This is a genomic window from Achromobacter sp. CF-sbj1-Ac2-l (genome assembly GCF_052698165.1).
This window is the reverse complement of sequence record NZ_CP199855.1, coordinates 4,982,900-5,009,529: the sequence shown is the minus strand read 5'-3', so window position 1 is coordinate 5,009,529 and position 26,630 is coordinate 4,982,900. Positions and strand designations below refer to the sequence as shown.

General features: G+C 70.1%; 20 protein-coding genes. 9 read left to right on the top strand and 11 right to left on the bottom strand.

All coding sequences use genetic code 11. From position 1 onward, the window contains the following. Positions 1-77 precede the first annotated feature (77 nt). The 6 genes from ACUDCK_RS22980 to ACUDCK_RS22955 all read left to right on the top strand — a co-directional run bounded on the left by ACUDCK_RS22980 (position 78) and on the right by ACUDCK_RS22955 (position 6,993). On the top strand, positions 78-2,696 hold the full coding sequence (locus tag ACUDCK_RS22980) for a TonB-dependent receptor (RefSeq protein WP_175168362.1): 2,619 nt from the start codon (positions 78-80) through the stop codon (positions 2,694-2,696). Positions 2,697-2,776: 80 nt separating this feature from the next. Then, positions 2,777-3,823 (top strand): hemin-degrading factor, encoded by a 1,047-nt coding sequence (locus ACUDCK_RS22975; RefSeq protein ID WP_175168371.1) that lies wholly within the window; start codon positions 2,777-2,779, stop codon positions 3,821-3,823. A gap of 10 nt (positions 3,824-3,833) precedes the next feature. Then, positions 3,834-4,664, top strand: coding sequence for a heme/hemin ABC transporter substrate-binding protein (locus ACUDCK_RS22970; RefSeq protein ID WP_175168363.1), 831 nt, complete (start codon positions 3,834-3,836; stop codon positions 4,662-4,664). Then, positions 4,648-5,646 carry a FecCD family ABC transporter permease gene (locus ACUDCK_RS22965; RefSeq protein WP_175168364.1) on the top strand — a complete coding sequence of 333 codons (999 nt, stop codon included), beginning with the start codon at positions 4,648-4,650 and terminating at the stop codon, positions 5,644-5,646. Before ACUDCK_RS22970 ends, ACUDCK_RS22965 begins: the two co-directional genes overlap by 17 nt. Continuing rightward, a complete protein-coding gene (locus ACUDCK_RS22960; protein WP_064524856.1) occupies positions 5,643-6,431 on the top strand; it encodes a heme ABC transporter ATP-binding protein in 789 nt (262 codons plus the stop codon). Before ACUDCK_RS22965 ends, ACUDCK_RS22960 begins: the two co-directional genes overlap by 4 nt. A gap of 79 nt (positions 6,432-6,510) precedes the next feature. Next, on the top strand, positions 6,511-6,993 hold the full coding sequence (locus ACUDCK_RS22955; RefSeq protein WP_049075718.1) for a YajQ family cyclic di-GMP-binding protein: 483 nt from the start codon (positions 6,511-6,513) through the stop codon (positions 6,991-6,993). A 442-nt stretch (positions 6,994-7,435) separates the two neighbouring features. On the opposite strand, the gene ACUDCK_RS22950 is transcribed toward ACUDCK_RS22955, so the two are convergent. Then, positions 7,436-8,884, bottom strand: a complete 1,449-nt coding sequence (locus ACUDCK_RS22950) for an AlkA N-terminal domain-containing protein (protein ID WP_064524858.1) — start codon at positions 8,882-8,884, stop codon at positions 7,436-7,438. A 144-nt stretch (positions 8,885-9,028) separates the two neighbouring features. Here ACUDCK_RS22950 and ACUDCK_RS22945 point away from each other — a divergent pair, with 144 nt between their 5' ends. Beyond that, positions 9,029-9,580, top strand: coding sequence for a methylated-DNA--[protein]-cysteine S-methyltransferase (locus ACUDCK_RS22945; RefSeq protein ID WP_175168365.1), 552 nt, complete (start codon positions 9,029-9,031; stop codon positions 9,578-9,580). Positions 9,581-9,587: 7 nt separating this feature from the next. On the opposite strand, the gene ACUDCK_RS22940 is transcribed toward ACUDCK_RS22945, so the two are convergent. The 10 genes from ACUDCK_RS22940 to urtA all read right to left on the bottom strand — a co-directional run bounded on the left by ACUDCK_RS22940 (position 9,588) and on the right by urtA (position 20,727). Beyond that, positions 9,588-10,193 (bottom strand): phosphatase PAP2 family protein, encoded by a 606-nt coding sequence (locus ACUDCK_RS22940; RefSeq protein WP_064524860.1) that lies wholly within the window; start codon positions 10,191-10,193, stop codon positions 9,588-9,590. A gap of 127 nt (positions 10,194-10,320) precedes the next feature. Next, positions 10,321-10,749 carry an arsenate reductase (glutaredoxin) gene (arsC, locus tag ACUDCK_RS22935; protein WP_054500936.1) on the bottom strand — a complete coding sequence of 143 codons (429 nt, stop codon included), beginning with the start codon at positions 10,747-10,749 and terminating at the stop codon, positions 10,321-10,323. 77 nt (positions 10,750-10,826) lie between these two features. After that, positions 10,827-12,362: a PepSY domain-containing protein gene (locus ACUDCK_RS22930; RefSeq protein WP_175168366.1), complete on the bottom strand. Its 1,536-nt coding sequence runs from the start codon at positions 12,360-12,362 to the stop codon at positions 10,827-10,829. An 8-nt stretch (positions 12,363-12,370) separates the two neighbouring features. After that, the gene (locus ACUDCK_RS22925) at positions 12,371-14,572 is read right to left on the bottom strand and encodes a TonB-dependent receptor (protein ID WP_175168367.1); all 2,202 of its coding nucleotides are present in this window, start codon (positions 14,570-14,572) and stop codon (positions 12,371-12,373) included. 164 nt (positions 14,573-14,736) lie between these two features. Then, entirely contained in the window at positions 14,737-15,135 is a 399-nt protein-coding gene (locus tag ACUDCK_RS22920; RefSeq protein WP_064524868.1) for a DUF2946 domain-containing protein, read from the bottom strand. A 25-nt stretch (positions 15,136-15,160) separates the two neighbouring features. Next, positions 15,161-15,859, bottom strand: a complete 699-nt coding sequence (urtE, locus tag ACUDCK_RS22915) for an urea ABC transporter ATP-binding subunit UrtE (protein WP_006386129.1) — start codon at positions 15,857-15,859, stop codon at positions 15,161-15,163. A 1-nt stretch (position 15,860) separates the two neighbouring features. Further along, entirely contained in the window at positions 15,861-16,700 is an 840-nt protein-coding gene (urtD, locus tag ACUDCK_RS22910) for an urea ABC transporter ATP-binding protein UrtD (protein WP_006386130.1), read from the bottom strand. Beyond that, positions 16,697-17,824 carry an urea ABC transporter permease subunit UrtC gene (urtC, locus tag ACUDCK_RS22905; protein WP_006386131.1) on the bottom strand — a complete coding sequence of 376 codons (1,128 nt, stop codon included), beginning with the start codon at positions 17,822-17,824 and terminating at the stop codon, positions 16,697-16,699. The genes urtD and urtC overlap by 4 nt, the downstream gene beginning before the upstream one ends. Continuing rightward, the gene (gene urtB, locus ACUDCK_RS22900; protein WP_049075705.1) at positions 17,821-19,452 is read right to left on the bottom strand and encodes an urea ABC transporter permease subunit UrtB; all 1,632 of its coding nucleotides are present in this window, start codon (positions 19,450-19,452) and stop codon (positions 17,821-17,823) included. The genes urtC and urtB overlap by 4 nt, the downstream gene beginning before the upstream one ends. A 21-nt stretch (positions 19,453-19,473) precedes the next feature. Then, positions 19,474-20,727 (bottom strand): urea ABC transporter substrate-binding protein, encoded by a 1,254-nt coding sequence (urtA, locus tag ACUDCK_RS22895; RefSeq protein WP_047993316.1) that lies wholly within the window; start codon positions 20,725-20,727, stop codon positions 19,474-19,476. A 405-nt stretch (positions 20,728-21,132) separates the two neighbouring features. Between urtA and atzF the strand changes: the two genes are divergently transcribed. Both atzF and uca read left to right on the top strand, forming a co-directional pair. After that, the gene (atzF, locus tag ACUDCK_RS22890; protein WP_175168368.1) at positions 21,133-22,965 is read left to right on the top strand and encodes an allophanate hydrolase; all 1,833 of its coding nucleotides are present in this window, start codon (positions 21,133-21,135) and stop codon (positions 22,963-22,965) included. A 26-nt stretch (positions 22,966-22,991) separates the two neighbouring features. After that, a complete protein-coding gene (uca, locus tag ACUDCK_RS22885; RefSeq protein WP_175168369.1) occupies positions 22,992-26,627 on the top strand; it encodes an urea carboxylase in 3,636 nt (1,211 codons plus the stop codon). Positions 26,628-26,630 lie beyond the last annotated feature (3 nt).

Below are 26,630 nucleotides of genomic sequence, written 5' to 3'. Positions count from 1 at the left end.
TCCGGTTGGCGTTGGTCAAGGGTCATGGTCAGTAGAGGCATACGAATGCCGATACCCGTTGGATCGAAAGGACGACCATGGCTCACTTTCCCGCCAGCCGCCTCCGCGGCACCCCCTTGAACCGAGAGGCTCCATGCCGATTGACCCGCCTGTCCCTGGCGTTGCGCATCGCCACCGCGCTGGCTGCCCCGGCCGTTGCGCTGTGGCCGGCCGCCGCCGCGCTGGCGCAGATCGCGCCGGCCGAGCAGGCGCGCGGCTACCGCATCCCGGCCGGCCCGCTGGCCGAGAATCTGTCGCGCTTCGCCGACAACGCCGGCGTCACGGTGCTGTTCGACGCGGCGCTGGTGGGCCAGCGGCGTGGCGCCGGCCTGAACGGGGAATACTCCGTGGCTGACGGTTTCGCCCGCCTGCTGGCCGGCAGCGGCCTGGCCGCGCGCGAGCGCAGCCCGGGCGTGTTTGTGCTGCAGGCCCTGGCCCCTGCCGGCGTGACGCAGTTGACGCCGGTCACGGTGGAAGGCGAGGGCACGGCGATCACGCCGGCGTGGGAGACCCGCAGCGACCGCAAGCGCCTGGACGACGCGCAGGTGCGCGGTTGGAGCGACCTGGGCAAGCGCCTGGAACCGGGCGTGAACTTCAACCGCCAGAACAACAGCATCAACATCCGCGGACTCGACCAGGATCGCGTGCTGACGCGGGTGGACGGCATCCGCCTGCCGTGGCTGGATGACGGCGCGCGCGGCGTCAAGGGCGGCCTGGAGGCGGTGGACTTCAACTCCCTGTCGCGCCTGGACATCGTGCGCGGCGCCGACGCCAGCGCGGGCGGCTCGGGCGCCATCTCCGGCATGGCCGACCTGTACACGCTCGATCCCTCGGACCTGCTGAACGACGGCAAGACCTTCGGCGCGTTGGCCAAGACCGACTACGACACCGCCGACAGCAGTTGGGGCGCCAACGCCGCGCTGGCCGGACAGATCCACAGCGATACCTTCTGGCTGGTGCAGGCGGGCGTGCGCAACGGCCATGCGCTGGACAACCGCGGCGACGTCGGCGGCTATGGCCCGCGCCGCAACCAGCCGACGCCCGAGGACTACGACCAGCGCAGTTTCCTGCTCAAGCTGCAGCAGCGCGTCGAGGGCGGCCACCGCTTCGGCCTGACCGGCGAATACTTCAAGCGCAAGGCCACGCAGGACAGCATGTTCGAACAGGGGCCGGGCACCAGCTACCTGATCGGCGAGAACACCACCCGGAAGGAAACCGAGCGCCAGCGCGTGTCGCTCGATTATTCCTACAAGGCGCCCGCCGAGGGCGGCTGGATCGACAGCGCCACGGCGGTGGTGTACTGGCAGCGCATGCAGCTCGACAGCGCGCTCGATGGCGAACGCAGCCGCGATGCGCGCGCCAACATCATTCCCGGCGACCCGTTCCGCTATGGCTTCCCCAGCGGCGCCTACGGCCGCAACAACTCCATCCGCCAGACCATGTTCGGCGCCAATGGCGAACTGACCAAGCGGCTGGCGGGCAACACGGTGTCGCAGTTGTGGACCGTGGGCGGCGAGTGGTATGGCAACAAGACCGAACAGAACTCCAGCGGCTACGACAACTGCCCCACCGTGCGGGCCGGCACGCCGGCGCCGTTCGGCCCGCGCACCTGCGACATGCTGCACACCAACCAGGCCGACGTGCCGCTGTCCAAGGGCAGCCAGTGGGCGCTGTGGATGTCAGACGAATTCAGTTTCGGCGATGGCCGCTACACCGTCATGCCGGCGCTGCGCTACGACCACTACGAGCAGAAGCCCAGGTCCACCGAAAGCTACGCCAGCAACCGCAACGGCGGCGTGTTGCCGCCCGAGAACAGCGGCGGGCGCTTCTCGCCCAAGCTGCTGACCACCTGGAAGGCGGCCGACGCGCTGAGCCTGTACGCGCAGTACGCCTATGGCTTCAAGGCGCCCAGCGCGACGCAGCTCTACACCAACTACGGCGGCCCCGGCACCTACCTGCGGGTCGGCAATCCCTACCTGAAGCCGGAAACCAGCAAGGGCTGGGAACTGGGCGCCAAGCTGGGTTCCGATTCGCTCGGCGGCGCGGTATCGTTCTTCGATAACCGCTACCAGAATTTCATCGACAGCAACGTGCCGCTGGATGCCAACTCGCCGCAATGGCAGCCGGGCTGGGCCGGGCAGTACCCGTTGGGCATCACCGGCAACGTCAACCGCGCCAAGGTGCGCATCTACGGCGCCGAGGCCAGCGCGCACTGGAAGTTCTCGCCGGGCTGGCGCACGTGGGGTTCGCTGGCGTGGGCCGTGGGCAAGGATGAAGGCACCGGCCAATACCTGAACTCGGTGGCGCCGCTGAAGGCGGTGCTGGGCGTGGGCTATGGCCGCGACGTGTGGGGCGTGGACGCGCTGCTGACGACCGCCCTGCGTCGTAACAAGGTCGAATACCCGGAGGCCGGCGCCTCGACGCCCAACCGCGACTTCCAGGCGCCCGGCTACGGCGTGGTGGACCTCATGGGCTACTGGCGGCCGACGGCGGTCAAGGGGCTGCAGGTGCAGGCTGGCGTGTTCAACCTGTTCGACAAGAAGTACTGGGAAGCGATCAACGTGCCGACCGCCGGCGCCACGGCCCTGCCGCGGCCGGTTGACTGGTACACGGAGCCGGGGCGCAGCCTGCGCGTCTCGCTGACTTATCAATACTGACCCGCGCTGCCGCCGCTGCGCGACAGCGGCGGCAGTCCTGATTTTCCATTCCGGCCGGAGAGACCGCAATGAACCAAGAAGTGAAGCATCCTGATTTCGCTACCCGCGCCGCCGAGCTGCGCGCCCGCAACGACGCGCTGGCGGCGTCCAGACCCGGCCTGCGCGCCCGCAACCTGGCCCAGGAACTCGGCGTGTCCGAGGCCGAATGGGTCGCGGCCGGCTGTGGCGGCGTCAAGGCCACCGAACTGCACGGCCAGCCGCAGGAGATCTTCCGCGAACTGGGCGCGCTGGGCCCGGTGATGGCCCTGACGCGCAATGACTGGTGCGTGCATGAGCGCCACGGCGCCTACCTGGACATCCAGGCCGACGGACCGGTCGGCCTGGTGCTGGGGCCGGACATCGACCTGCGCGTGTTCTTCTCGTGCTGGAAGTCCGCCTGGGCGGTCGAGCAGGACGGCCGCCACAGCCTGCAGTTCTTCGACGGCGCGGGCGTGGCGGTGCACAAGGTCTACCGCACCGAAGCCACCGACGTCGCCGCGTATGACGCGCTGGTGGCCAGGTTCGCCGGCGATTCGCGCTGGCCCGAGACCGCGCCCTACGCGCCCGCCGCCGACGCGCCGAGCGTCGAGGACAGCGCCCAGTGGCGCCAGGCCTGGCTGGGCATGCAGGACACGCACGAATTCTTTCCGCTGCTGCGCAAGTTCAAGGTGTCGCGGCTGGCGGCGCTGGCCGCGGCCGGCGAAGACCTGGCGCAGACGGTGCCGGCGGAGTCGGTCGAGCGCATGCTGGAGTCGGCGGCGGCCAGCGGCCTGTCGATCATGTGCTTCGTGGGCAACCGCGGCATGATCCAGATCCACACCGGCCCGGTTCGGCAGTTGCGCCGCACCGGCCCGTGGTTCAACGTGCTGGATCCGACCTTCAACCTGCACCTGGATACCACCGCCATCGCGTCGGCCTGGGTGGTGAACAAACCCACCAGCGATGGCTGGGTGACGTCGCTGGAACTGTATTCGTCCAGCGGCGACCTGATCGCGCAGTTCTTCGGCGAGCGCAAGCCGGGCAAGCCGGAGCTGGCGGGGTGGCGTGAATTGATGTCGGGCCTGTGCCGCGTGCCGTTGGCCGCTTGAGGATGATGCAATGAAGAAATGGCTGGCGGTGGCGGCTTGGATGCTGGTGGCGGGCGCGCAGGCGGCGTCGCCCGAACGCGTGGTGACGCTGGGCGGCAGCGTGACCGAGATCGTGTACGGCCTGGGGCAGGGCGGCCGGCTGGTCGGCGACGATCAGTCCAGTCTGTACCCGGAGGCCGCGACCCGGTTGCCGCGCGTCGGCTATTACCGCGCGGTGCCGGTCGAAGGCGTGCTAGCGCTCAAGCCCGACCTGGTGCTGGCCTCGGAACAGGCCGGTCCGCCCGAGGCGCTCAAGCGCCTGGGCGAAGTCGGGGTGCGGCTGGTGAGCGTGCCGGACGCGCCGTCGGTCGATTCGCTCAAGGCGCGCATCCGCGCCGTGGCCGGCGCGCTGGACGTGGCGCCGGCCGGCGAACAGATGGTGCGGGACGTGACGCGCGAGCTGGCCAAGGCCGAGGCCATGCCGGCCACGCGCGCGCGGGCGCTGCTGCTGATCAACCGCAACGGGGCGCCGCAAGGCGCGGGGCGCGGCACCGCGGCGGCCGAAGTCATGCACCTGGCCGGGCTGGACAACGTGCTGCACGGGCAGCAGGGCTACAAGCCGCTGTCGCCCGAGGCCATCGGCGCGCTGGCGCCCGACCTGATCATCGTCACGCGCGAATCGCTGCAGGCCAGCGGTGGCCTCGATGGCTTTGCGCGCCTGCCCGGCATCGCGGTGACACAGGCCGCGGCGAAGCGGCGCATCATCGTCATGGATGACCTGTTGATCCTTGGATTGGGCCCGCGGCTGCCGCAGGCGCTGATCCAGCTCAAGCAGGAGGCCGCGCATGCCATGGCGCGCTAGCCCGCCGCTGGCGCTGGTGTTGCTGGCGGTGGCGGTGGCGGCGGCGGTGCTGGCGGCCAGCGCCAGCGGCGCGGTCTCGATTCCGTTGCGCGAGCTGCCGGCGCTGTTGTGGGGCACGCCCACGCCGGAGCAGGCGCTGTGGCGCAACGTGCTGATCGACATCCGCCTGCCGCGCGTGCTGCTGGCGGTGGTGATGGGCGCGGGCCTGGCGATCTCGGGGGCGGCGCTGCAGGCGCTGTTCCGCAACCCGCTGGCCGAGCCGGGCCTGATCGGCATTTCCGCTGGCGCGTCGCTGGGCGCGGTCATCGCCATCGTGATGACGCCGGGCGGCTTCTGGTACACCGCGCCGGGCGCCTTCATCGGCAGCCTGGTCGCGACGCTGTCGGCCTATCTGGTGGGACGGCGCGTGCCGGGCGTGGCGGGGCTGCTGCTGGCGGGCGTGGCGATCACCGCCATCGCCTTCAGCCTGATCGGGCTGTTCACCTTCATGGCGTCCGACGCGCAACTGCGCGACCTGACCTTCTGGAACATGGGCAGCCTGGCCGGCGCCAACTGGAAGCTGCTGGCCTTCCTGGGGCCGTGGGTGCTGCTGCTGTCGCTCTGGCTGATGCGCCAGTGGCGCGTGATGAACGCGCTGCTGCTGGGCGAGCGCGAGGCCCAGCACCTGGGCTATTCGCTCAAGCAGGCGCGGGCGCGGCTGGTGCTGGCCTGCACCCTGATCGTCGGGCCGCTGGTGGCGGCCAGCGGCACTATCGTGTTCGTCGGGCTGGTGGTGCCGCACCTGGTCCGCATGACGCTGGGCGCCAACCATCGCCTGCTGCTGCCCGCCTGCCTGCTGGGCGGCGGGCTGGTGATGACGCTGGCGGACTGGCTGGCGCGCGTCGTGGTGGTGCCGGCCGAGTTGCCGATCGGCCTGGTGACCGGGCTGGTGGGCGGTCCCTTCTTCCTGTGGCTGCTGGCGCGCGGCCGGAGGCACGGTTGATGCTGGCCGCCGAGAACCTGAGCCTGGCGCGCGACGGCAAGCGCATCCTGGACCGCGTGTCGCTGGCGATCCAGCCCGGCGAAGTGGTGGGCCTGCTGGGCAGCAATGGCGCCGGCAAGTCGACCCTGCTGGGCGCGCTGTCGGCCGAGCTGGGCGCGGATGGCGGCAGCCTGACGCTGGATGGGCGGGCGCTGGGCGGGATGCCGCCGCGCGAGCAGGCGCGCAAGCGCGCGGTGCTGCCGCAGAAGCCCGGGCTGACCTTCGACCTGGGCGTGCGCGAAGTGGTGGCAATGGGCGCCTATCCGTTTCCGGAACTCTCGCCGGCCGAGGTCGACGAACTGGCGCGGCAGGCGCTGGAGTGGGCCGACGTCAGCCACCTGGATGGACGCCGCTATCCGCAACTGTCGGGCGGCGAGCAGCAGCGGGTGCAGTTCGCCCGCGTGCTGGTGCAATGCCGCGCGGCGCGTGCCCAGGGCGAAGCCCGCTACCTGCTGCTGGACGAACCGACCGCCAGCCTCGATCCCAAGCACCAGGCCGACCTGATGCGGCGGGCGGCGCAACTGGCGCACGAGGGCAACACGGGCGTGCTGGTGATCCTGCACGACATGAACCTGGCGGCGCGCTGGTGCGACCGCCTGCTGCTGCTGAGCGGCGGCCAGGCGGTGGCGCTGGGCACGCCGGCCGAGGTGCTGACGCCGGCCAACCTGTTCCTGGCGTACGGCATCCAGGCGCAGGTGATGCCGCATCCGTTGCAGGCGGACCGGTTGCTGGTGCTGATGGCTTGATGGGCGCCAGCCCCGCTAAAATGGGGCATCGCGGCGGCCGCGGCCGCCTTTTCCTCATCTACCGACAGGACTTAGTGTCATGCCTACTTTCGACGTCGTTTCCGAAGTCGACAAACACGAACTCACCAACGCCATCGACCAGGCCAACCGCGAGCTCGCCACCCGTTTCGATTTCAAGGGCACGGATGCCAAATTCGAACTGGATGGTTTCGTGGTGACGCAGGTGGCGTCGAGCGCGTTCCAGCTCAAGCAGATGCTGGACATCCTGCGCGGCCGGCTGTCGGCGCGCGGGATCGACGTGCGCTGCCTGGATGTGGCGGATCCGCTGGAGAACCTGGGCGGGGCGCGGCAGAAGATCACGGTGAAGCAGGGGATCGAGCAGCCGGTGGCCAAGAAGCTGATCGCGGCGATCAAGAACGCCAAGCTCAAGGTCGAGAGCCAGATCAACGGCGACAAGCTGCGGATCAGCGGGAAGAAGCGGGATGATCTGCAGACGGCGATTGCGTTGTTGAAGAAGACGGATGTGGATTTGCCGTTGCAGTTTGAGAATTTTCGGGACTGACTGGTTTGATGCGGCGGGCGCGTTCGTAGGCCGCCCGTTGCGCGGGGCGCCTGGGGGGTGGGCGCCCACGATTGCGGTCCGGAGCGTTCGCTCCGGACTTCCCCTTCCTCAACCTCGTCCTCGCCTGCGGCGACTCCTTCGGTTTCCGTCGGGCGCATCGAGGTTGCCCACCCCCCAGGCGCCCCGCGCAACGGGCTACCGGCGTCGAGGTTTGCGGCGCTGTCAGGTCAGTGGGGGTGCGGCGAGGTTTGCGTTGCCCGCAGAAAAAAGGCCGCCCTGCGCGGCCTTTTTTTGCATACGCGGCGTGCTGCGTCGAGAGGGTGTGCGCGGCGCGCTCGCGGGGGCTAGAGGCTTTTCCGGGGATTGGCGGGTTTTGGTCTTGTTGGGCTGGCCCATCGGGGGGGACTCGCGCTTGCATGGCGGCGCGGCCCGTTATTCTTTTTCAGTATTCCGCCCACAGATGCTGGGCCGCGTAGGCGCGCCAGGGGCGCCAGGCTTCGGCGCGGGCCAGGAGCTGGGCGGGGGTGTATTCGCGGGATTCGAGTTTTTCCAGGGCGCGGATCAGGCCGATGTCGGAGGCGGGGAAGGCGTCGGGTTCGCGCAGTTGGCGCAGGGCGATGTATTGGGCGGTCCATTCGCCGACGCCGCGGATTTCGCGCAGGCGGGCGACGGCGGTGTCGAGGCTGTCGGTGGTGTCGAACAGGTGCGGGTCGGCCAGGGCGGCGGCGGCGACGGCGGACAGGGTGGCGGCGCGGCTGCGGGGCATGCCGAGCGGGGCGAGGTCGACGGGGGCGACGGCGGCCGGGGTGGGGAACAGATGGGTCAGATCGCCGTCGGGTTGCTCCAGGGGTTGGCCGTGGGCGGCGACGAGCTTGCCGGCGAGCTTGATGGCGGCGCCGACGGTGATCTGCTGGCCGAGGACGGCGCGCAGGGCGAGTTCGAAGCCGTCCCAGGCGCCGGGCACGCGCAGGCCCGGGCGGGCGGCGGTGAGGGCGGCCATGACGGGATCGTGGGCAAGCTGGGCCGCGAGCGCGGCGGGGTCGCTGGCCAGGTCGAAAACGCGGCGCAGCCTGGCGATGATGGTGGGCAGGGCATGCAGTTGGGGAAAACGGACGGTGGCCTGCAGTGCGTTGCCCGTGCCGGGTTCGACCCGCACGGTGCCCTGGGCGCCGTCCAGCCCGATGGTGCGCGTGTAGCTGTCGGCCGTGACCCGTTCGATGCCGGGGATGGCGCGCACGCGCAGGAAGTCGAGCATGGCAGTCCAGTCGTAGGGCGGGCGGTAGCGCAGCAGCAGTTTGATTTCGCCCTGCGGGCCGGCCGAGATGACGGGCTTGCCGGAGCGGCGCAGTTCGCCCGGCGCGCGGCCGAACAGGGCCAGGAAGCTCTCGTTGAAGCGGCGGATGCTGCCGAAGCCGGCCGCGAATGCGATCTCGGCCATGGGCAGGCGGGTTTCGTGGATCAGTTGCTTGGCCAGCAGCACGCGCCGGGTCTGCGCCACGGCCACGGGCGACGCGCCCAGGTGCTGGCGGAACTGCCGCCGCAACTGGCGTTCGCCCACGCCCAGGCGCGCGGCCAGGGCGTCGACGCCGGCTTCGTCGAGCGCGCCGAGTTCGATCAGGCCGAGCGCGCGCGCGACGCTGTCGGGCAAATCGCGGGCGCGACCGGCGGCGGGCGCGGTTTCCGGGCGGCAGCGCAGGCAGGGGTGGAAGCCCGCTTCCTGTGCGGCCGCTGCCGTGGGGTAGAAGACGACATTGCGCGACAGCGGCGTGCGCGCCGGGCAGACCGGGCGGCAGTAGATGCGGGTGGTCTTGACGGCGGTGAAGAAGCGGCCGTCGTAACGGGCGTCGCGCACGCGGATGGCGCTGTAGCAGGCGTCGTGGTCGAGGTTCATGAGGCCATGCTAACGCCGGACGCGGACGTGATCTAGCGGTTTTCGGACACTGTTGTCACGCTCACTGCCATGTCCGGAATCCGCCAGCGCGAGGTCGGCGGCCGGCCTATATTGGGTGCATTCCTACCGTATCCGGAGCCCGTCATGCCGATTCAAACCTTCACCCTGGAACGTGTTGCCACGCCCATCGGGCAGATGCTCGTGCTGACCGATGCGCGGGAGTGTCTGCGCGCGGTCGATTGGCAGGATTACGAGCCCCGCATGCATGCCTTGCTGCGGCGCCAGTACGGCCAGGGCGCGGTGCGGGTCGAGGACGCCGCGCGGGTCTCGGCGGCGAGCCGCCGGTTGCAGGCGTATTTCGACGGCGAGGTCGAGGCGATCGACGGGCTGGAAGTGGCCCTGGGCGGCACCGATTTCCAGCGCCAGGTGTGGCGGGCGCTGCGTGATATCGAGCCGGGCGATACGATCAGCTATGGCGTGCTGGCCGGGCGCATTGGCCGGGCTTCGGCGGTGCGCGCCGTGGGCATGGCCAATGGGGCCAACCCGGTCGGGATCGTGGTGCCGTGCCACCGGGTCATCGGCGCCGATGCGTCGCTGACCGGCTACGGTGGCGGCCTGCATCGCAAGCGCTGGCTGCTGGATCACGAAGGCCGCTGGCGGGCGGCCAGGGGCGCGCCGGTTGCGCGCGCCGCGTGAGAAACGCTCAGGCGCGAATCCAGCCGCGCGCGATGGGCAGGGCCAGCAGCTTGCGGTACAGGGCCTGCAGCAGCAGGGTCAGCGGCGCGCCGACGCGGCGCCAGACCGGCATGACCAGCCCGGCCGCCACCGGCGCCAGCAGCAGGCCGCCGGCGATGTCCAGGGGGAAGTGCACGCCCAGGTAGACCCGCGACAGGCCGACCACGGCAGCCAGCAGCAGCGTGGCATAGCCCCAGCCGGCCCAGCGCCGGTCGAATATCAGCGTGAACGCCAGTGTCGCGATGATGATGGTGTGGTTGCTCGGGAACGACGCGGTGGCCTTATGCGCGAAGAAGGCGTGGCCCAGGCCAAGGGTGAACGGCCGCGGATGGGGCCACAGCGCGCCGCACAGGTAGCTGATGAACAGCGCCGCGCCGATGCCGGCCAGCGCCTTGAGCGCCAGCTCGCGCTGCGCCTGTCCGCCCCACAACCAGAGCGCGGCGAGGGTGATGGGCAGCAATTGGATCAGTCGGTTGGCGACGATCAGGCCGGCCTGGATGCGCCAGCCGGGGCTGGCGGGATCGGCGTTGATCAAAAGAAAAAGGGACTGATTGAGGGGTTCCAGGAATTCCATGAATCGTCATCTGACTGAAATGATTTGGTCAGGCGCGATGGTAGACAGGTTTGCCGTCAAATCCCTTGCAAAATGCGGCGGAATCCAGGGATTTACTTCTGGATGCGATTTCCTCCGCCCGGCGGCCTCACTTGGCGATGCGCTTGCCCTGCGCGTCGATCACCGCTTCGCCGTCTTCCTTGGTGAAGGCGCCTTGCTGCGGCGCGGGCAGGATGTCCAGCACCAGTTCGGACGGGCGGCACAGGCGCGCGCCCAGCGGGGTGCTGACGAAGGGGCGGTTCAGCAGGATCGGGTGGGCCTCGATGGCGTCCAGCAGGGCGTCGTCGCTCAGCGATGTGTCATCCAGGCCGAGCTCGGCATAGGGCGTGCCCTTTTCGCGCAGCGCGTCGCGCACGGTAATGCCGGCGCGCTTGAACAGCGCCTTCAGCTCGGCGCGCGAGGGCGGCGTTTCCAGGTACAGCACCACGGTCGGCTCGATGCCGGCATTGCGGATCATGGCCAGCGTGTTGCGCGAGGTGCCGCACTTGGGGTTGTGGTAGATGGTGACGTCGGACATGGCGTTTTCCTTGCGAGGGTGCGGGGACAAGGCAGGAGCATAGTGCATTCCCGCCCGGTCCTCGCCGCCGCCCGGTTTCAGGCGCGCAGCTTGCGGCCCAGGCGGCGCCAGCCGATCACCACGCCGGTCAGGCTCAGCGCCGCGCCGCCCAGGTTCAGGAACACCAGCAGGATGTCCCACAACGGCCGGCGCGCCAGCAGGCCGGTCCAGTCCCAACTGTGCAGGAAGGCGAACAGCCAGCGGCTGGCGCGGTTGCCGCGGTCCTGCCGGCCCAGCACCTGGCCGGTGCGCGGGTCCAGGTAGACCCAACTGGCCTGCGGGTCGTCGAACACCAGTCGCCAAACCGGCAGCGGCTTCTCGATGTGGCCGAGCATGGCGTGCTCGTCGCGGCCGTAGTAGTAGAAGTCGTAGCGATCCAGTACCTGCAGGTCCGTCAGGGTGGCGCCGGGCACCAGGCGCGCGGCGGCCGCGCGCAGGGCCGCCGGGTCGAGCGTGACGGCTTGCGCGTCGGCGGCCGCCAGCAGTCGCGGCGCGCCCGGGCCGCTGCGGGCAAGGACCAGGTCCTGGCCGTCCACCCGTTGCCAGCGCAGCTCGCGCGGCGCCGCCGGCAGGGCGCGGATCAGCGCGGCGGCGGGCGCCTGCGGCGCGTCGACGGCATAGGCGCCGCCGGCGTAGGCCTGTTGCGCCAATGGCGCCGCGCCGCTGCTGAACACCTTCCACGGGTTCATGGACATCAGCCCGCTGAAGATCCAGGTGAGCGTGATGCCGGCGAACATCAGGCCGGCCAGGTGGTGCCAGCGCATCATGTTCTCGCGATACGGCGAGCGGCTGCCGCTGGCGTAGGGGCGCGAGAAGCGCCAGCGCAGGATGCCGACCACCGTGCCCGTCAGCGCCACGGCCACCCCGGTCACCGACAGCCAGACGACGATGTCGTGCCACCACGGATCGAAGACATTGCCGCGGAACGGATACAGCCAGTGGATCCAGGCGCCGACGTAGTTCCACAGCCGTTCGCGGCGGGTGGCGTCCAGCACCACTTCGCCGGTGGCGGACGAGACGTACAGCCGGGTGCGCGCGGGATCGTCCAGGTCGATGCGGTGAAGCGGCCGGTGGATGTCGAGCGCGCCGGAGTGGGTGTAGACGTCCTCCTCCACCACGCCCTGGTAGCGCGCGGCGTACCGGCCGTCGAACCAGGCCGCGGCGCTGGCGGTGGCGACCGCGGCGTCGGCGCGCGGCAGCAGCGCGCCGCTGGCGGCATCCACCACCCTGGGCGCGCGGCCGCGGCCCATCGGCACCAGGTAGACCGGCGCGCCGCCGCGCAGCGCGGCCAGGCTCAGGCCCGCCATGTCGCTGGCGCCGGCGGCGGCCAGCGCCTGGGCCGGCGTGGCGGCGACGCGGGCCGGGTCGAGCGGCGCCAGGTGCGTCATGCGTTCCTGCGGCGTGAGCTTGGGGTAGCCCACGTACATCATCACCACGCCCGAGATAAACCACATGGCGAAGAACAGGCACAGCACGATGCCGGCCCAGCGGTGCGTCAGGTACAGCCAGCGCTTGGCGCGGGTGGACCACGGTACCGGCGCGGCCCGGCGGCGGGGGGAGGGGATGGCGTCCATGGCAGTCCTCAGAACCGCGCCTGCAGCGTCAGTTCGAACGAGCGCGGCGCGCCCAGGTAGAACATCGGCGTGCCGGTGACGTTGGCGGCGTACACCTTGTCGGTCAGGTTGCGGACCCGGCCGGTGACGGTGAAGTGGCGGTCGATGCGATGCGACAGCGCCGCGTCGAACACGGTGTACGACGGCGCCCAGACGGTGTTGGCGGCATCGGCGTAGGCGCGGCCGACGTAGCGCGCGGCCACGCTGGCGTTCCAGTCCGGCAGGAAGGCGTAGTCGATCCAGGCGTTGGCCACGCGCCGCGGCGTGTTGGTCGGCACATTGCCGTTGCGCGACACGCGCACGCCGCCGACCGTTTCCGAGAAGTCGTCGTACCTGGGATCGACGAAGGCGACGTTGGCCTGCAGCGACAGGGTGCGCGTCAGGCGCAGTCCGCCGGCCAGTTCCAGCCCGCGCGCCGACTGTTGGCCCACCGGGATGCTGACCGCCGGGTTGTTGGCGTCGGGCGCCGAGATGTGCTTGCGCGTGATCTCGTAGGCCGCGATGGTGGCCGAGCCGCGGCCGTCCCAGAACTCGAACTTGCCGCCCACTTCCTTCTGCGTGCCGGTGGTCAGCTTGTCGTTGTTGAGCACGTCGGCGAACGAGGCGGTGGCCATGATGCCGGACGGGGGATCGGCGGCCGTGGCGTATTGCGCGTAGAGCGAGGCCTGCGGCGTGATGGCCCAGTTCAGCGCCAGCCGGCCGGTGGTGGGCGAATAGCTGCGCGAGGCCGAGGCCGGCGCGCTGGCCGTGACCGCGCGGCGGTTGGTCAGGTCCAGGTCGATGAAGTCCTTGCGCAGGGCCGACACGATGGCCACGCCGGGCAGCACTTCCGTGCGGTTCTCCAGCGTGAAGGCCAGCGTCCGGATGCGGTTGTCGCGGTCCGGGTTGTGGCCGCGCGTCATGCCGGGGATGTCGTAGAAATAGCCCGGCTGGAAATCGTACGGATCGACCGCGTCCACCGTGGCCGGCAGGCTGGTGGGATAGCGGGTCTGCTTGTTCACGCTCAGGTCGGCGCCGAACGACCAACTGGTGGGCAGGCCAGCCAGCGTCGATTCGACCAGCCCTTCGACGCGGTTGCCGACCAGGCTCTGTTCGTGGCGCTGCAGCAGCGCGCCCGAGCGCAGCACGCGGCTGTTGGCGGCGTTGTAGCGGTAGGTCTCCAGGTTGCGGAAGTCGCGTTCGGCGCGGTAGTAGTACAGCGTGTTCTTGAACGTGATGCCCGGCGCCGCGCGCCATTCCGTCAGCGAACGGGCCCACAGCACCGACTGCTCGTACAGGCCGTCGTCGACGTTGTAGTTCTTGAAACGCGTGCCGCCGCGGATGTGGCCTTCGCCGCTCACCTTGCCGTTCGCGCCCACCGTCAGCGGCGTGCCCCAGTAGGGGCGGTCGACGCGTTCGCGCTGGTACTCGAAGGCCCAGGTCTGCGTGACGTCGTCGCCCAGGTCGGACAGCAGCGAGGCCGCCACCTGGGCGGCATTCGAGCGCTCGCCGTCGACCCAGCCGCGGCTGGCGGTGGTGTTGGCGTCGATGCGCAGGTAATGGCCGCGTCCGCCCGGCGAGCCGGCCAGTTGCTGGTTGATGCCGACCGATGCCTGGCGCGTGTCGAACGATCCCAGGCGCAACTGGCCCTCATAGAACGTGTCGCGCTCGGCCAGCTTGGTGACGTAATTGATGGCGCCGCCGACCGCGCCGGCGCCGAACAGGAAGGTCGACGGGCCGCCGATGGCCTCGACCCGGTCGTAGATCCAACTGTCGATCGGCCGCGCGGCCACCGAGTCGTACTGCACCGAGATGCCGTTGAACAGTTGCGACACCTGGCCGCCGCTGAAACCGCGGTAGCTGACGGCGCCGGCCATGCCGGGGGGCGCGGCGTTGTTCACGCCCGGGATGCCGCGCGCGATGTCCTGGGTGTTGAGCGCGCCGCGCGCCTCGATCTGCTGGCGCGAGATGACGGTGACGGAGGCCGGCGTGTCCTTGATGCGCAGGCCGAGGCGGCTACCGGTGCCGTCGATGCGTTCCAGGTTGATCGGACCGTTGGGCGCGTCGTCGGCGCGCTCGCCTTCGACCAGGGTGGCGGGCAGGGTCTCGATGGCGGGTTCGGCGGTCAGCGCGAACGCCGGGTTGGCCGCGCAGGCGCCGGCCAGCAGGGATGCTGCATAGTGTTTTTTCATGGTCCAGGCCGGCGGGGGCCGGCATGCGCGCTCGCGCGGGCGCCGCGTTCAGGGGCGGCAAAAGGCGCGGGCGCGGGGTCTCCAGGGCGTCGCCGCCGGAAACGGGCGGCGCGGGCTCGGGCGCAGGCGGCGCGGCGGCCGTCCACGGGGAACGGCGCGCGCGCTCAGGCCGCGGGCGGGGCGCGCGGCTGGGCCGCGCGCCAGGCGTGGAGGGGGTGCGAGGCGCGGTAGAACAGCGCCGGGTAGGTGACGCCGCCGCTGGCGGGCGCCGGCAGCACGGTCAGGGGAGCGGGAGGGAGGCCGAGGTCGGCCTGGGGGTTGCGGCAGAACGGGCAGTGGTTGCTGTCGCCGTGGTGGGCGGCGTGGTCGCCGGCCCCTTCATCGCTTTGCACCTCGATGGTCAGGGACGAGCGGCCCTCGGGGGCGCAGTAGTCCACGCTGACCTGGCGGCTGGCATTGGGCAGGTGATTGCCATGCGCCAGCGACGGAACCAGCGACGCCCACAGGATCGCGATCAGCGCGATCCAGGCGTAGCCGCGGTTCAGGAAGAGGGCGAGGTGCATGACGGCGCATTATATCCAAGCCCTTTCAGACGGAAAGATGGCGCCGCACGTCCTCGCCGTCGATGGCGGCGCGGTCGCCGCTGGCCACCACCTCGCCGCGCGACAGCACCACGAAGCGGTCGGCCAGTTCGCGGGCGAAATCGAAGTACTGCTCGCACAGCAGGATGGCGATGTCGCCGCGCTGGCGCAGCATGTGGATGACGCGGCCGATGTCCTTGATGATGGACGGCTGGATGCCCTCGGTGGGTTCGTCCAGGATGATCAGCTTGGGCTCGGCCACCAGCGCGCGGGCGATCGCAAGCTGTTGCTGCTGACCGCCGGACAGGTCGCCGCCGCGCCGCGCCAGCATGCTCTTGAGCACCGGGAACAGCTCGAACACTTCCTCCTTGATGCGGCGCGCGCGCGCGGCCGGCTTGGTCGCCATGCCCATCAGGATGTTTTCTTCCACCGTGAGCCGGGCGAAGATGTCGCGGCCCTGCGGCACGTAGGCCATGCCGCGCGCGGCGCGCTGGTGCGGCGCCAGGCGGGTGACGTCGGCGCCGTCGAAATCGATGGCGCCGCGCGCCACCGGCAGCACGCCCATCACGCACTTGAGCAGGGTGGTCTTGCCGACGCCATTGCGGCCCAGCAGCGCCAGGCATTCGCCCTGGTTCACGGCCAGCGATACGCCGCGCAGGGTATGGCTGCCGCCGTAGTACTGGTCGATGGTGTTCACGTTCAGCATGTCAGCGCCCCAGGTAGACTTCGATCACGCGCGGGTCGGCCTGCACCTTGGCCATCGGCCCCTCGGCCAGCACCGAGCCTTCGTGCAGCACGGTCACCTTGCCGTCGCCGGCGATCTGGTTGACGAAATCCATGTCGTGCTCGACCACCATCAGCGAATGGCGGCCGCGCAGTTCGTTGAGCAGTTCGCCGGTGCGCTCGGTCTCGGCGTCGGTCATGCCGGCCACCGGCTCGTCCAGCAGCAGCAACTGCGGTTCCTGCATCAGCAGCATGCCGATCTCCAGCCATTGCTTCTGGCCGTGCGACAGCAGGCCGGCCGGGCGGAAGGCCTCGGGCCGCAGCCGGATCAGGTCGAGCGTCTCGCCGATGCGGTCGGCCTGCTCGCCGGTCAGGCGCGCGAACAGCGTGGGCCGCACGCGCTTGTCGGTCTTCATCGCCAATTCCAGGTTCTCGAACACCGTGTGCTGCTCGAACACCGTGGGGCGCTGGAACTTGCGGCCGATGCCGGCGTGCGCGATCTGCGCCTCGCTCAGCGTGGTCAGATCGATGCTCTGGCCGAAGAACGCGGTGCCGGCGGTGGGGCGCGTCTTGCCGGTGATGACGTCCATCATGGTGGTCTTGCCGGCGCCGTTGGGGCCGATGATGCAGCGCAGTTCGCCGACGCCGATGTCCAGCGTCAGGTCGTTGAGCGCCTTGAAGCCGTCGAAGCTGACGGTGATGCCTTCCAGGTACAGGATGGCGCCGTGGCTGGTGTCCAGGCCCTTGGGGCTGACGCGGCCGTAGCCGGCGTCGCCGCTGGGGCCGCCATCGAGCATGGCGCTTTCGGTATGGGTGCTGGTCATGCGCGTCGCTCCTGGTAGCGGGCGGCCAGGCGCCGGGCGAGGCCGACGATGCCGGTGGGCAGGAAGAGGGTCACCAGCACGAAGATCAGGCCCAGCGCATACAGCCAGAATTCGGGCAGCACGCTGGTGAACCAGGTCTTCAGGCCGTTCACGGCGCCGGCGCCGATGATGGGGCCGATCAGCGTGCCGCGGCCGCCGGTGGCCACCCAGATCACCATCTCGATGGAGTTCTCGGTGGACATCTCGCTGGGGTTGATGATGCCGACCTGCGGCACGTACAGCGCCCCGGCGATGCCGCACAGCACCGCCGACAGCGTCCACACGAACAGCTTGAAGCCGAGCGGGTCGTAGCCGATGAAGCGCAGCCGGCTCTCGGCGTCGCGCACCGCCGTCAGCACCCGGCCCAGCTTGGACTGCGTGACGGCGCGCGCCAGCACCAGCGCGCCGGCCAGCGCCGCCAGCGTGATCCAGTACAGCGCGGCGCGGGTGCCGGGCGCGGTGATGTCGAAACCCAGGATGCGCTTGAAGTCAGTGAAGCCGTTGTTGCCGCCAAAGCCGGTGTCGTTGCGGAAGAACAGCAGCATGGCGGCGAAGGTCAGCGCCTGCGTGATGATGGAGAAATACACGCCCTTGATGCGCGAGCGGAAGGCGAAGTAGCCGAACACGAAGGCCAGCACGCCCGGCACCAGCACCACCAGCAGCATGGCATAGGCGAAGTGGTCGGTGAAGGCCCAGTACCAGGGGTAGTCCTTCCAGTCCAGGAACACCATGAAGTCGGGCAGGCGGCTCTGGTAGACGCCGTCCTGGCCGATGGCGCGCATCAGGTACATGCCGTGGGCATAGCCGCCCAGCGCGAAGAACAGGCCATGGCCCAGCGACAGGATGCCGGCGTAGCCCCACACCAGGTCCAGCGCCAGCGCCGCCAGGGCGTAGCACATGAACTTGCCCAGCAGCGCCACGGCGTAGGCCGAGACGTGCAGCGGATGGCCGGCGGGAAACGCCAGGTTCAGCAGCGGCACCAGCGCCAGCAGCAGCACGCCCGCGCCCAGCGCGGCCCAGGCGCGGCCATTGAACAGGGGCCGGCGCGCCAGCAGGTTGAAATCGGTCAGCGCGGTCTGCTTCATTCGACGCTCCGGCCGCGCGGGGCGAACAGGCCTTGCGGCCGCTTCTGCACGAAAAGCACGATGAGCACCAGGATGGTGATCTTGGCCATGACCGCTCCCGCGTAAGGCTCCAGGAATTTGTTGACGCCGCCCAGGCCGAGCGCGGCGATGACGGTGCCGGCCAGTTGGCCGACGCCGCCCAGCACCACCACCATGAAGGAATCGACGATGTAGCCGCGGCCCAGGTCCGGGCCCACGTTGCCCAACTGCGACAGCGCCACGCCGGCCAGCCCGGCAATGCCAGAGCCCAGCCCGAACGCCAGCATGTCGACGCGGCCGGTGGGCACGCCGACGCAATCGGCCATGCGCCGGTTCTGGGTGATGGCGCGCACAAACAGGCCGAGCCGGGTGTGGTTCAGCAGCGCCCACACCAGGAACACCACGAACAGCGCGAAGCCGATGATGACCAGCCGGTTGTAGGTCAGCACCAGGCCGCCCAGCACGGTGAAGCCGCCGGACATCCAGCTCGGGTTGCCCACTTCCACGTTCTGCGCGCCGAACAGCGTGCGCACGCCCTGCATCAGCATCAGGCTGATGCCCCAGGTGGCCAGCAGCGTTTCCAGCGGCCGGCCGTAGAGCCAGCGGATCACGGTGCGTTCCAGCGCCATGCCGACCAGCGCGGTGACCACGAAGGCCAGCGGCAGCGCCGCCGCCACGTACCAGTCGAGCCAGCCCGGCAGCCAGGCGCGGAACGCCGTCTGCACCAGGTAGGTGACGTAGGCGCCGATCATCAGCAGCTCGCCGTGCGCCATGTTGATGACGCCCATCAGGCCGAAGGTGATGGCCAGCCCCAGCGCCGCCAGCAGCAGCACGCTGCCCAGGCTGAGGCCGTAGAACAGGTTGCCGGCCCATTCGATGGTGGCCAGGTGGCGGTCGATGCGTTTGAGCGCGTTGGCGGCCGCCTCGCGCACGCCGGCGTCGGGTTCGGCGTAGACGCCGTCCTGCTGTTGCGTCAGCGCCGCCAGCGTCGGCCGGAAGGCGGCGTTGTCGGTGCGGCCGAGCAGATCGACCGCGTGGCGCCGCACGGCGGGGTCGGCGCTCTTGAGTTCGAGATTGGCCTGCGCGATTTCCAGCGCGGCGCGCACGGCCGGGTCTTTTTCGGCGGCCAGCGCCTTCTCCAGCAGCGGCAGGCGGGCGGGATCGCCGGTCTGTTGCAGGCGGCGGGCGGCGGCCAGCCGTTCCTGCGGGTTATCGGAGAACAGGCGCGAACCGGCCAGCGCCGCCTCGATCGCGCGCCGCAAGCGGTTGTTGATGCCGATGGCGGCCGCCTCGGGCGGCAGCGCCAGGGAAGCGCCGGTGGCCGGATCGGTGGCCTGGCCCTTGCCGTCGCCGATCAGCACGCGGCCGTCCGGCAGCGCATACAGTTGGTCATTGCCCAGCGCCTGCAACACGGCGGCCGCGCCCGGGCCGGGCTGCTGGCCCAGGGCGGCGATGGCCTGCAGGCGGGCGTCGGTGTCGTCGCCCGCCAGCGGCGCCAGCAGCGCCGGATCCACGCCCGGCGCGGCCGCGTGGGCGGCCAGCGCCGGCGCGGCCAGCAGCCATGCAAGCAGGAGGTGACGCAGGAATTTCGCGATGACCGCATTCAGCATGGCTGCGCTTCCGGTTCCGGTTTAAAGGCCTTGCTTGCTTTCGTTGCCCGGGATGTACGGGCTCCACGGTTGCGCGCGGATCGGGCCCTTGCTCTTCCAGACCACGTTGAACTGGCCGTCCGCCTTGATCTCACCGATGTAGACCGGCTTGTGCAGGTGGTGGTTGGTCTTGTCCATCTCGATCGAGAAGCCGCTCGGCGAATTGAACTTCTGGCCGCCCATGGCCGCGATCACCTTGTCGACGTCGGTGGTCTTGGCCTGTTCGACCGCTTGCTTCCACATGTGGATGCCGATGTAGGTGGCTTCCATCGGGTCGTTGGTGACCACGGTGTTGGCGTTGGGCAGGTTCTTGGCCTTGGCGTAGGCCTTCCACTTCTTGATGAATTCCTCGTTGACCGGGTTCTTGATCGACTCGAAGTAGTTCCAGGCGGCCAGGTGGCCCACCAGCGGCTTGGTGTCGACGCCGCGCAGTTCTTCCTCGCCCACCGAGAACGCCACCACCGGCACGTCGGTGGCCTTCAGGCCGGCGTTGCCCAGTTCCTTGTAGAACGGCACGTTGGAGTCGCCGTTGATGGTGGAGATGACGGCGGTCTTGCCGCCGGCGGCGAACTTCTTGATGTTGGCGACGATGGTCTGGTAGTCGGAATGGCCGAACGGGGTGTAGACCTCGTCGATGTCGCTGTCCTTGACGCCCTTGGAGTGCAGGAAGGCGCGCAGGATCTTGTTGGTGGTGCGCGGGTACACATAGTCGGTGCCCAGCAGCACAAAGCGCTTGGCGCCGCCGCCGTCTTCGCTCATCAGGTATTCCACGGCGGGAATCGCCTGCTGGTTGGGCGCGGCGCCGGTGTAGAACACGTTCTTCTCCAGCTCCTCGCCTTCGTATTGCACCGGGTAGAACAGCAGGCCGTTCAGTTCCTTGAACACCGGCAGCACCGACTTGCGCGACACCGAGGTCCAGCAGCCGAACACCACCGCCACCTTGTCCTGCGACAGCAGTTGGCGCGACTTCTCGGCGAACAGCGGCCAGTTCGAGGCCGGATCGACCACCACCGCTTCGAGCTTCTTGCCCATCACGCCGCCGTTGGCGTTGATTTCGTCAATGGTCATCAGGGCCACGTCCTTGAGCGACGTCTCCGAGATGGCCATGGTGCCCGACAGCGAATGCAGGATGCCGACCTTGATGGTGTCTTCGGCGGCGAACAGTTGCGGCATCCAGCCGGACATGGCCAATAGGCTGGCGGCGGTCAATTGCTTGAGGGCTAGTCTGCGTTTCATGGTGACTCCTGGATGGGAAGAAGCCGGCGGCGCCGGCGATAACGGTCTCAAAGCCTGGGACTGCATCCAACTACCTCTGCGCGCGGCCCTGCCGAAGCAAGGGCGTGACCAGGACTCAAAAGCAAAAGGCGTGCCAGGCGCATCGGGGGGCGCGATGCGCTGTATGGAGCGATAGGGAAAGGGGCGTGCCGGCGGTGGCGGCGGGACGACGACGGCACGGTTCAATCTGGTGCCGCGTGCACAAAATCGGTGCGGACCTTGCCCGCTCAGGGTGCGGCGGCCAAGCGCGCGAGGCGCCCGGCGTGGCGCCGCCACCCGGCGCGCGCAGTGGCGGCGCGGGGCGCGGCCGACATGGCACGCGTATTGCTTGGGAATCCGTACTTGTATACAAGAGAGGATTCCAGCATGAATGCCGTAGCAACGCAGCAGGGCCCCATCGGTTGGACGATCGCGCAATGGCTGTCGGCCTATGAAAACGACGGGGTGACCCCGGATACGTTGTTGCCGTCCCTGTTGCCCGCGCCGGACGCCGCCGCCGACAACGCGTGGATCTCGCGGGTCAGCGCGCCGGTGCTGGCGCGCCAGCTCGACGACCTGCGCCTGTTGCTGGCCGCCGCCGGCGGCGACCGCGCCCGCCTGCCGCTGTACGGCGTGCCGTTCGCCATCAAGGACAACATCGACGCGGCCGGCTGGCCGACCACGGCGGCCTGCCCCGAGTTCGCCTACACGCCGGACGAAGACGCCACCGTCGTGCGGCGCCTGCGCGCGGCCGGCGCCATCCTGATCGGCAAGACCAACCTCGACCAGTTCGCCACGGGCCTGGTCGGCACCCGCTCGCCGCATGGCGCGGTGGCCAACAGCTTCAACCCCGAATACATCAGTGGCGGCTCCAGTTCCGGTTCCGCCTCGGTGGTGGCGCGCGGGCTGGTGGCGTTTTCGCTGGGCACCGACACCGCGGGCTCGGGCCGCGTGCCGGCGGGCTTCAACAATATCGTCGGCCTGAAGCCGACCAAGGGCTGGCTCAGCACCGCCGGCGTGGTGCCGGCCTGCCGCACGCAGGACTGCGTGTCGATCTTCGCGCTGACGGTGGACGATGCCGAACGCGTGGCCGGCATCGCCGGGGGCTATGACGAGCGCGATCCGTATTCGCGCGCACAGCCGGCCGGCGCCGCCGCGCCCTGGCCCGCCACGCCGCGGCTGGCCGTGCCGGATCGCCTGGAGTTCTTCGGCGATGCGCAGGCCGCCGCCGCGTTCGAGGCCGCGGTGCAGGCGCTCAAGGCCGCGGGCGCGGTGATCGAGCCGATTGACTTCTCGCCTTTCGCCGAGCTGGCGGCGCTGCTGTATCAAGGGCCCTGGGTGGCCGAGCGTTTCGCCGCTGTCGAGTCGCTGTGGCGCGACAACCCCGAGGCCATCCACCCGGTGGTGCGCAGCATCGTCGAAGGCGCGGCCAACTACAGCGCGCTCGACGCCTTCAAGGCCGAATACCGCCGCGCCGAGCTGACGCGCCGCATCCACCAGTCGCTGCAAGGCTTCGACGCGCTGGTGGTGCCGACCTCGCCGTCGATCTACACCATCGCGCAGTTGCAGGCCGACCCGGTGCGTCTCAATTCGCAGTTGGGCATCTACACCAACTTCGCCAACCTGGCAGACCTGTCCGCGCTCGCGCTGCCGGCCGGCATGCGCGGCGACGGCCTGCCGGCCGGCATCACGCTGATCGGCATGGCCTGGCAGGACCGCGCCCTGGCGCGCTTCGGCCGCCAATGGCAGGCGCTGCGCGGCCTGCCGCTGGGCGCCACGGGCCAGCCGCTGCCGCCGATGGGGCCGCCCGCCGCCGACCCGGAACTGCTGCGGGTCGCGGTGGTGGGCGCGCACCTGACGGGCATGCCCCTGAACCACCAACTGACCTCGCGCCGCGCGGTGCTGGTCGAAAAGACCCGCACCGCCGCCGACTACCGGCTCTATGCGCTGGCCAACACCACGCCGCCCAAGCCGGGGTTGGTGAAGTCCGACAGCGGCGCGCCGATCGAGGTGGAGCTGTGGGACATCCCGCTGGCGGCGTTCGGCGCCTTCGTGGCCGAGATCCCCGCGCCGCTGGGCATCGGCACGCTGACGCTGCATGACGGCCGCCAGGTCAAGGGCTTCATCTGCGAGCCGCGCGGCCTGGAGGGCGCGCGCGACATCACCGCCTTCGGCGGCTGGCGCGCCTACCTCGCCAGCCTGAACGCCACCCCCCGCTAATGCCAATCGCCCCTGGGAGCCGAACCGTGTTCGATACCGTCCTCATCGCCAACCGTGGCGAAATCGCCGTCCGCGCCATCCGTACCCTGAAACGCCTGGGCATCCGCAGCGTTGCCGTGTATTCCGATCCCGACCGCAACGCGGCCCATGTGCGCGAGGCCGACGTGGCCGTGGCCCTGGGCGGCGAGAAGGCCGTCGACAGCTATCTGCGCACCGACCTGCTGCTGGCGGCCGCGCGCGAGCACGGCGCGCAGGCCATCTACCCCGGCTACGGCTTCCTGTCGGAGAGCGCCGAGTTCGCGGAAGCCTGCGAGGCCGCGGGCATCGCCTTTGTCGGTCCCACGCCGCTGCAGATCCGCGAGTTCGGCCTGAAGCACCGCTCGCGTGAACTGGCGGCCGACGCCGGCGTGCCGATGACCCCGGGCACGGGCCTGCTGGCCAGCCTGGGCGAGGCGCTGACGCAGGCCGAGCGCATCGGCTATCCGGTGATGCTCAAGAGCACGGCGGGCGGCGGCGGCATCGGCCTGTCGCGTTGCGACAACGAGGCCGAACTGACGGTGGCGTTCGACAGCGTGCAGCGCATGGGCGAGCACTTCTTCCGCGACGGCGGCGCCTTCATCGAGCGCTACGTGGACAACGCCCGCCACGTCGAGGTGCAGATCTTCGGCGACGGCGCCGGCCGCGTGCTGGCGCTGGGCGAACGCGATTGCTCGGTGCAGCGGCGCAACCAGAAGGTGATCGAGGAAACTCCCGCCCCGCACCTGCCGGCCGCGACCCGCGCGGCGCTGCTGGACGCGGCGGTCAAGCTGGGCGAGTCGGTGGCCTACCGCTCGGCCGGCACGGTCGAATTCATCTACGATCCGGCGCGCGACAGCTTCTATTTCCTGGAGGTCAACACCCGCCTGCAGGTGGAGCACCCGGTGACCGAGGCGGTGACCGGGCTGGACCTGATCGAATGCATGCTGCGCGTGGCGGCGGGCGAGCCGCTCGACCTGGCCGCGATGTCGCGCGCGCCGCAAGGCGCGTCGATCGAGGTGCGGCTGTACGCCGAAGACCCGCTGCGCCAGTTCCAGCCGTCGCCCGGCGTGCTGACGGAGGTGCATTTTCCTGAAGGCGTGCGGCTGGACGGCTGGGTCGCGACGGGCACCGAGGTGCCGCCATTCTACGACCCGATGCTGGCCAAGCTGATCGTGCACGCCGACACCCGCGAGGCCGCGCTCGACAAGCTGGCCGACGCGCTGGCGCACACCCGCCTGCACGGCATCGCCACCAACCTGGACTACCTGCGCCAGATCGTGGCCGACGCGCGCTTCCGCGCCGGCCAGTTGTCGACGCGCTTCCTCGAAGGCTTCACTTACCAGCCCGCGGCCATCGAGGTGCTGGAAGCCGGCACCTACACCAGCGTGCAGGATTACCCGGGCCGCACCGGCTATTGGGACATCGGCGTGCCGCCGTCGGGGCCGATGGACGACTACGCTTTCCGCCTGGCCAACCGCATCGTCGGCAACGCGCCCGACGCCGCCGGCATCGAGGCCACGCTGGTCGGGCCGACGCTGCGCTTTCATGGCGATGCCATCGTCGCGCTCACCGGCGCCGAATGCGCCGCCACGCTTGATGGCGAGCCGGTGCCGATGTGGCAGCCGGTCACGGTGCGCTCGGGCCAGGTGCTGGCCACGGGCCGCGCGCTGTCCGGCTGCCGCACGTACCTGGCGGTGCGCAACGGGCTGGACGTGCCGGTCTACCTGGGCAGCCGCTCGACCTTCGCGCTGGGCCAGTTCGGCGGCCACGCCGGCCGCACGCTGCGGGTCGGCGACATGCTGTCGCTGGTGCGTCCCGAGCTGCCGGCCGCGAACGCCCAGGCGCCCGTGAGCGCGCCGCAGGCCGCGCCGGCCGAACTGATCCCCGCCTATGGCAACACCTGGGAGATCGGCGTGCTGTACGGCCCGCATGGCGCGCCGGACTTCTTCCGCCCCGAGGCCATCGATGCCTTCTTCGCCGCCGATTGGGAGGTGCACTACAACTCCAATCGCCTGGGGGTGCGCCTGACCGGCCCCAAGCCGACCTGGGCGCGCGAGAACGGCGGCGAGGCCGGCCTGCATCCGTCCAACATCCATGACTGCGAATACGCCATCGGCAGCATCAACTTCACCGGCGACAGCCCGGTGATCCTGACGCGCGACGGTCCCAGCCTGGGCGGTTTCGTCTGCCCGGTGACGATCGCGCGCGCCGAGCTGTGGAAGGTGGGCCAGGTCAAGCCGGGCGACCGCATCCGCTTCGTGCGCATCGACTATGCCGAGGCGGTGGCGCGCGAGGCGGCGCAGGACCACAGCGTCGAACAACTGCGCGCCGTGGCGCCGCAGGCCACCACGCCGTCGGCGCCGCCCGCCACGGCCTCGGAAACCATCATCGCGGCGCTGCCGGCGACGGGCAGCCGGCCGTCGGTGTCGTACCGCCAGGCGGGCGACGGCTACCTGCTGCTGGAGTATGGCGACAACGTGCTCGACCTGGCGCTGCGCATGCGCATCCACCTGCTGATGGAGGCGCTGGCGGCGCGGCCGATCGATGGCGTGCGCGAGCTGTCGCCAGGCGTGCGCTCGCTGCAGATCCGCTACGACAGCCGCGTGATCCTGCAACAGGCGCTGATCGCGCGGCTGCTGGAGATCGAAACACAGTTGGCCGACGTGGCGACGCTGAAGGTGCCGACCCGCGTGGTCTACCTGCCGATGGCGTTCGAGGATTCGGCCACGCTGGGCGCGGTGCAGCGCTACCAGGAAACGGTGCGCGCCAGCGCGCCGTGGCTGCCGAACAATGTCGACTTCATCCAGCGCATCAACGGCCTGGCCAGCCGCGAGGACGTGCGCCGCATCGTGTTCGACGCCAGCTACCTCATCATGGGCCTGGGCGACGTCTACCTGGGCGCGCCGTGCGCGGTGCCGATCGATCCGCGCCATCGGCTGCTGACGTCCAAGTACAACCCGGCGCGCACCTTCACGGCCGAGGGCACGGTGGGCATCGGCGGCGTCTACATGTGCATCTACGGCATGGACTCGCCCGGCGGCTATCAACTGGTGGGCCGCACGCTGCCGATCTGGAACAAGTTCCTGAAGAACCCGGTGTTCCAGGACGGCAAGCCGTGGCTGCTGCGCTTTTTCGACCAGGTGCGTTTCTATCCGGTGAGCGAGGCCGAACTCGATACGCTGCGCGAGGACTTCCGCGAGGGCCGCGCCACGGTGCGGATCGAGGAGGAGGTGTTCGACTTCGCCGCGCACCAGCGCTTCCTGGCCGAGCAGGCCGACAGCATCGGCGCGTTCCAGGCGCGCCAGAAGACGGCGTTCGACGCCGAGGTGGCGTTGTGGAAGCACGAGGACGTGGCGGTGGCGCCGGCCGAGGCCGCGCCCGAGACGCAGACCCCGCTGCGCGATGGCGAACGGCTGGTCAGCGCCGACATGTGCGGCAACATCTGGAAGATCCCGGTGCAGGTGGGCCAGAGCGTGGCGGCGGGCGACACGCTGGTGGTGGTGGAAGCCATGAAGATGGAACTGTCGGTGATCGCGCCGGTGTCGGGCACGGTCACGGCGATCCGCTGCGTGCCGGGCAAGCCGGTGAATGCCGGCGACGCGCTGCTGGTGCTGGCCGAGGACGCGACGTGCCCCGTGACCTGAGCG

What these genes read in the sequence shown, in the direction of transcription:
- ACUDCK_RS22980 (WP_175168362.1), top strand. Translation starts at nt 78, where the DNA reads ATGGCTCACTTTCCCGCCAGCCGCCTCCGCGGCACCCCCTTGAACCGA.
- ACUDCK_RS22970 (WP_175168363.1), top strand. Translation starts at nt 3,834, where the DNA reads ATGAAGAAATGGCTGGCGGTGGCGGCTTGGATGCTGGTGGCGGGCGCG.
- ACUDCK_RS22965 (WP_175168364.1), top strand. Translation starts at nt 4,648, where the DNA reads ATGCCATGGCGCGCTAGCCCGCCGCTGGCGCTGGTGTTGCTGGCGGTG.
- ACUDCK_RS22955 (WP_049075718.1), top strand. Translation starts at nt 6,511, where the DNA reads ATGCCTACTTTCGACGTCGTTTCCGAAGTCGACAAACACGAACTCACC.
- ACUDCK_RS22950 (WP_064524858.1), bottom strand. Translation starts at nt 8,884, where the DNA reads ATGAACCTCGACCACGACGCCTGCTACAGCGCCATCCGCGTGCGCGAC.
- ACUDCK_RS22945 (WP_175168365.1), top strand. Translation starts at nt 9,029, where the DNA reads ATGCCGATTCAAACCTTCACCCTGGAACGTGTTGCCACGCCCATCGGG.
- ACUDCK_RS22940 (WP_064524860.1), bottom strand. Translation starts at nt 10,193, where the DNA reads ATGGAATTCCTGGAACCCCTCAATCAGTCCCTTTTTCTTTTGATCAAC.
- arsC (WP_054500936.1), bottom strand. Translation starts at nt 10,749, where the DNA reads ATGTCCGACGTCACCATCTACCACAACCCCAAGTGCGGCACCTCGCGC.
- ACUDCK_RS22930 (WP_175168366.1), bottom strand. Translation starts at nt 12,362, where the DNA reads ATGGACGCCATCCCCTCCCCCCGCCGCCGGGCCGCGCCGGTACCGTGG.
- ACUDCK_RS22925 (WP_175168367.1), bottom strand. Translation starts at nt 14,572, where the DNA reads ATGAAAAAACACTATGCAGCATCCCTGCTGGCCGGCGCCTGCGCGGCC.
- ACUDCK_RS22920 (WP_064524868.1), bottom strand. Translation starts at nt 15,135, where the DNA reads ATGCACCTCGCCCTCTTCCTGAACCGCGGCTACGCCTGGATCGCGCTG.
- urtE (WP_006386129.1), bottom strand. Translation starts at nt 15,859, where the DNA reads ATGCTGAACGTGAACACCATCGACCAGTACTACGGCGGCAGCCATACC.
- urtD (WP_006386130.1), bottom strand. Translation starts at nt 16,700, where the DNA reads ATGACCAGCACCCATACCGAAAGCGCCATGCTCGATGGCGGCCCCAGC.
- urtC (WP_006386131.1), bottom strand. Translation starts at nt 17,824, where the DNA reads ATGAAGCAGACCGCGCTGACCGATTTCAACCTGCTGGCGCGCCGGCCC.
- urtB (WP_049075705.1), bottom strand. Translation starts at nt 19,452, where the DNA reads ATGCTGAATGCGGTCATCGCGAAATTCCTGCGTCACCTCCTGCTTGCA.
- urtA (WP_047993316.1), bottom strand. Translation starts at nt 20,727, where the DNA reads ATGAAACGCAGACTAGCCCTCAAGCAATTGACCGCCGCCAGCCTATTG.
- atzF (WP_175168368.1), top strand. Translation starts at nt 21,133, where the DNA reads ATGAATGCCGTAGCAACGCAGCAGGGCCCCATCGGTTGGACGATCGCG.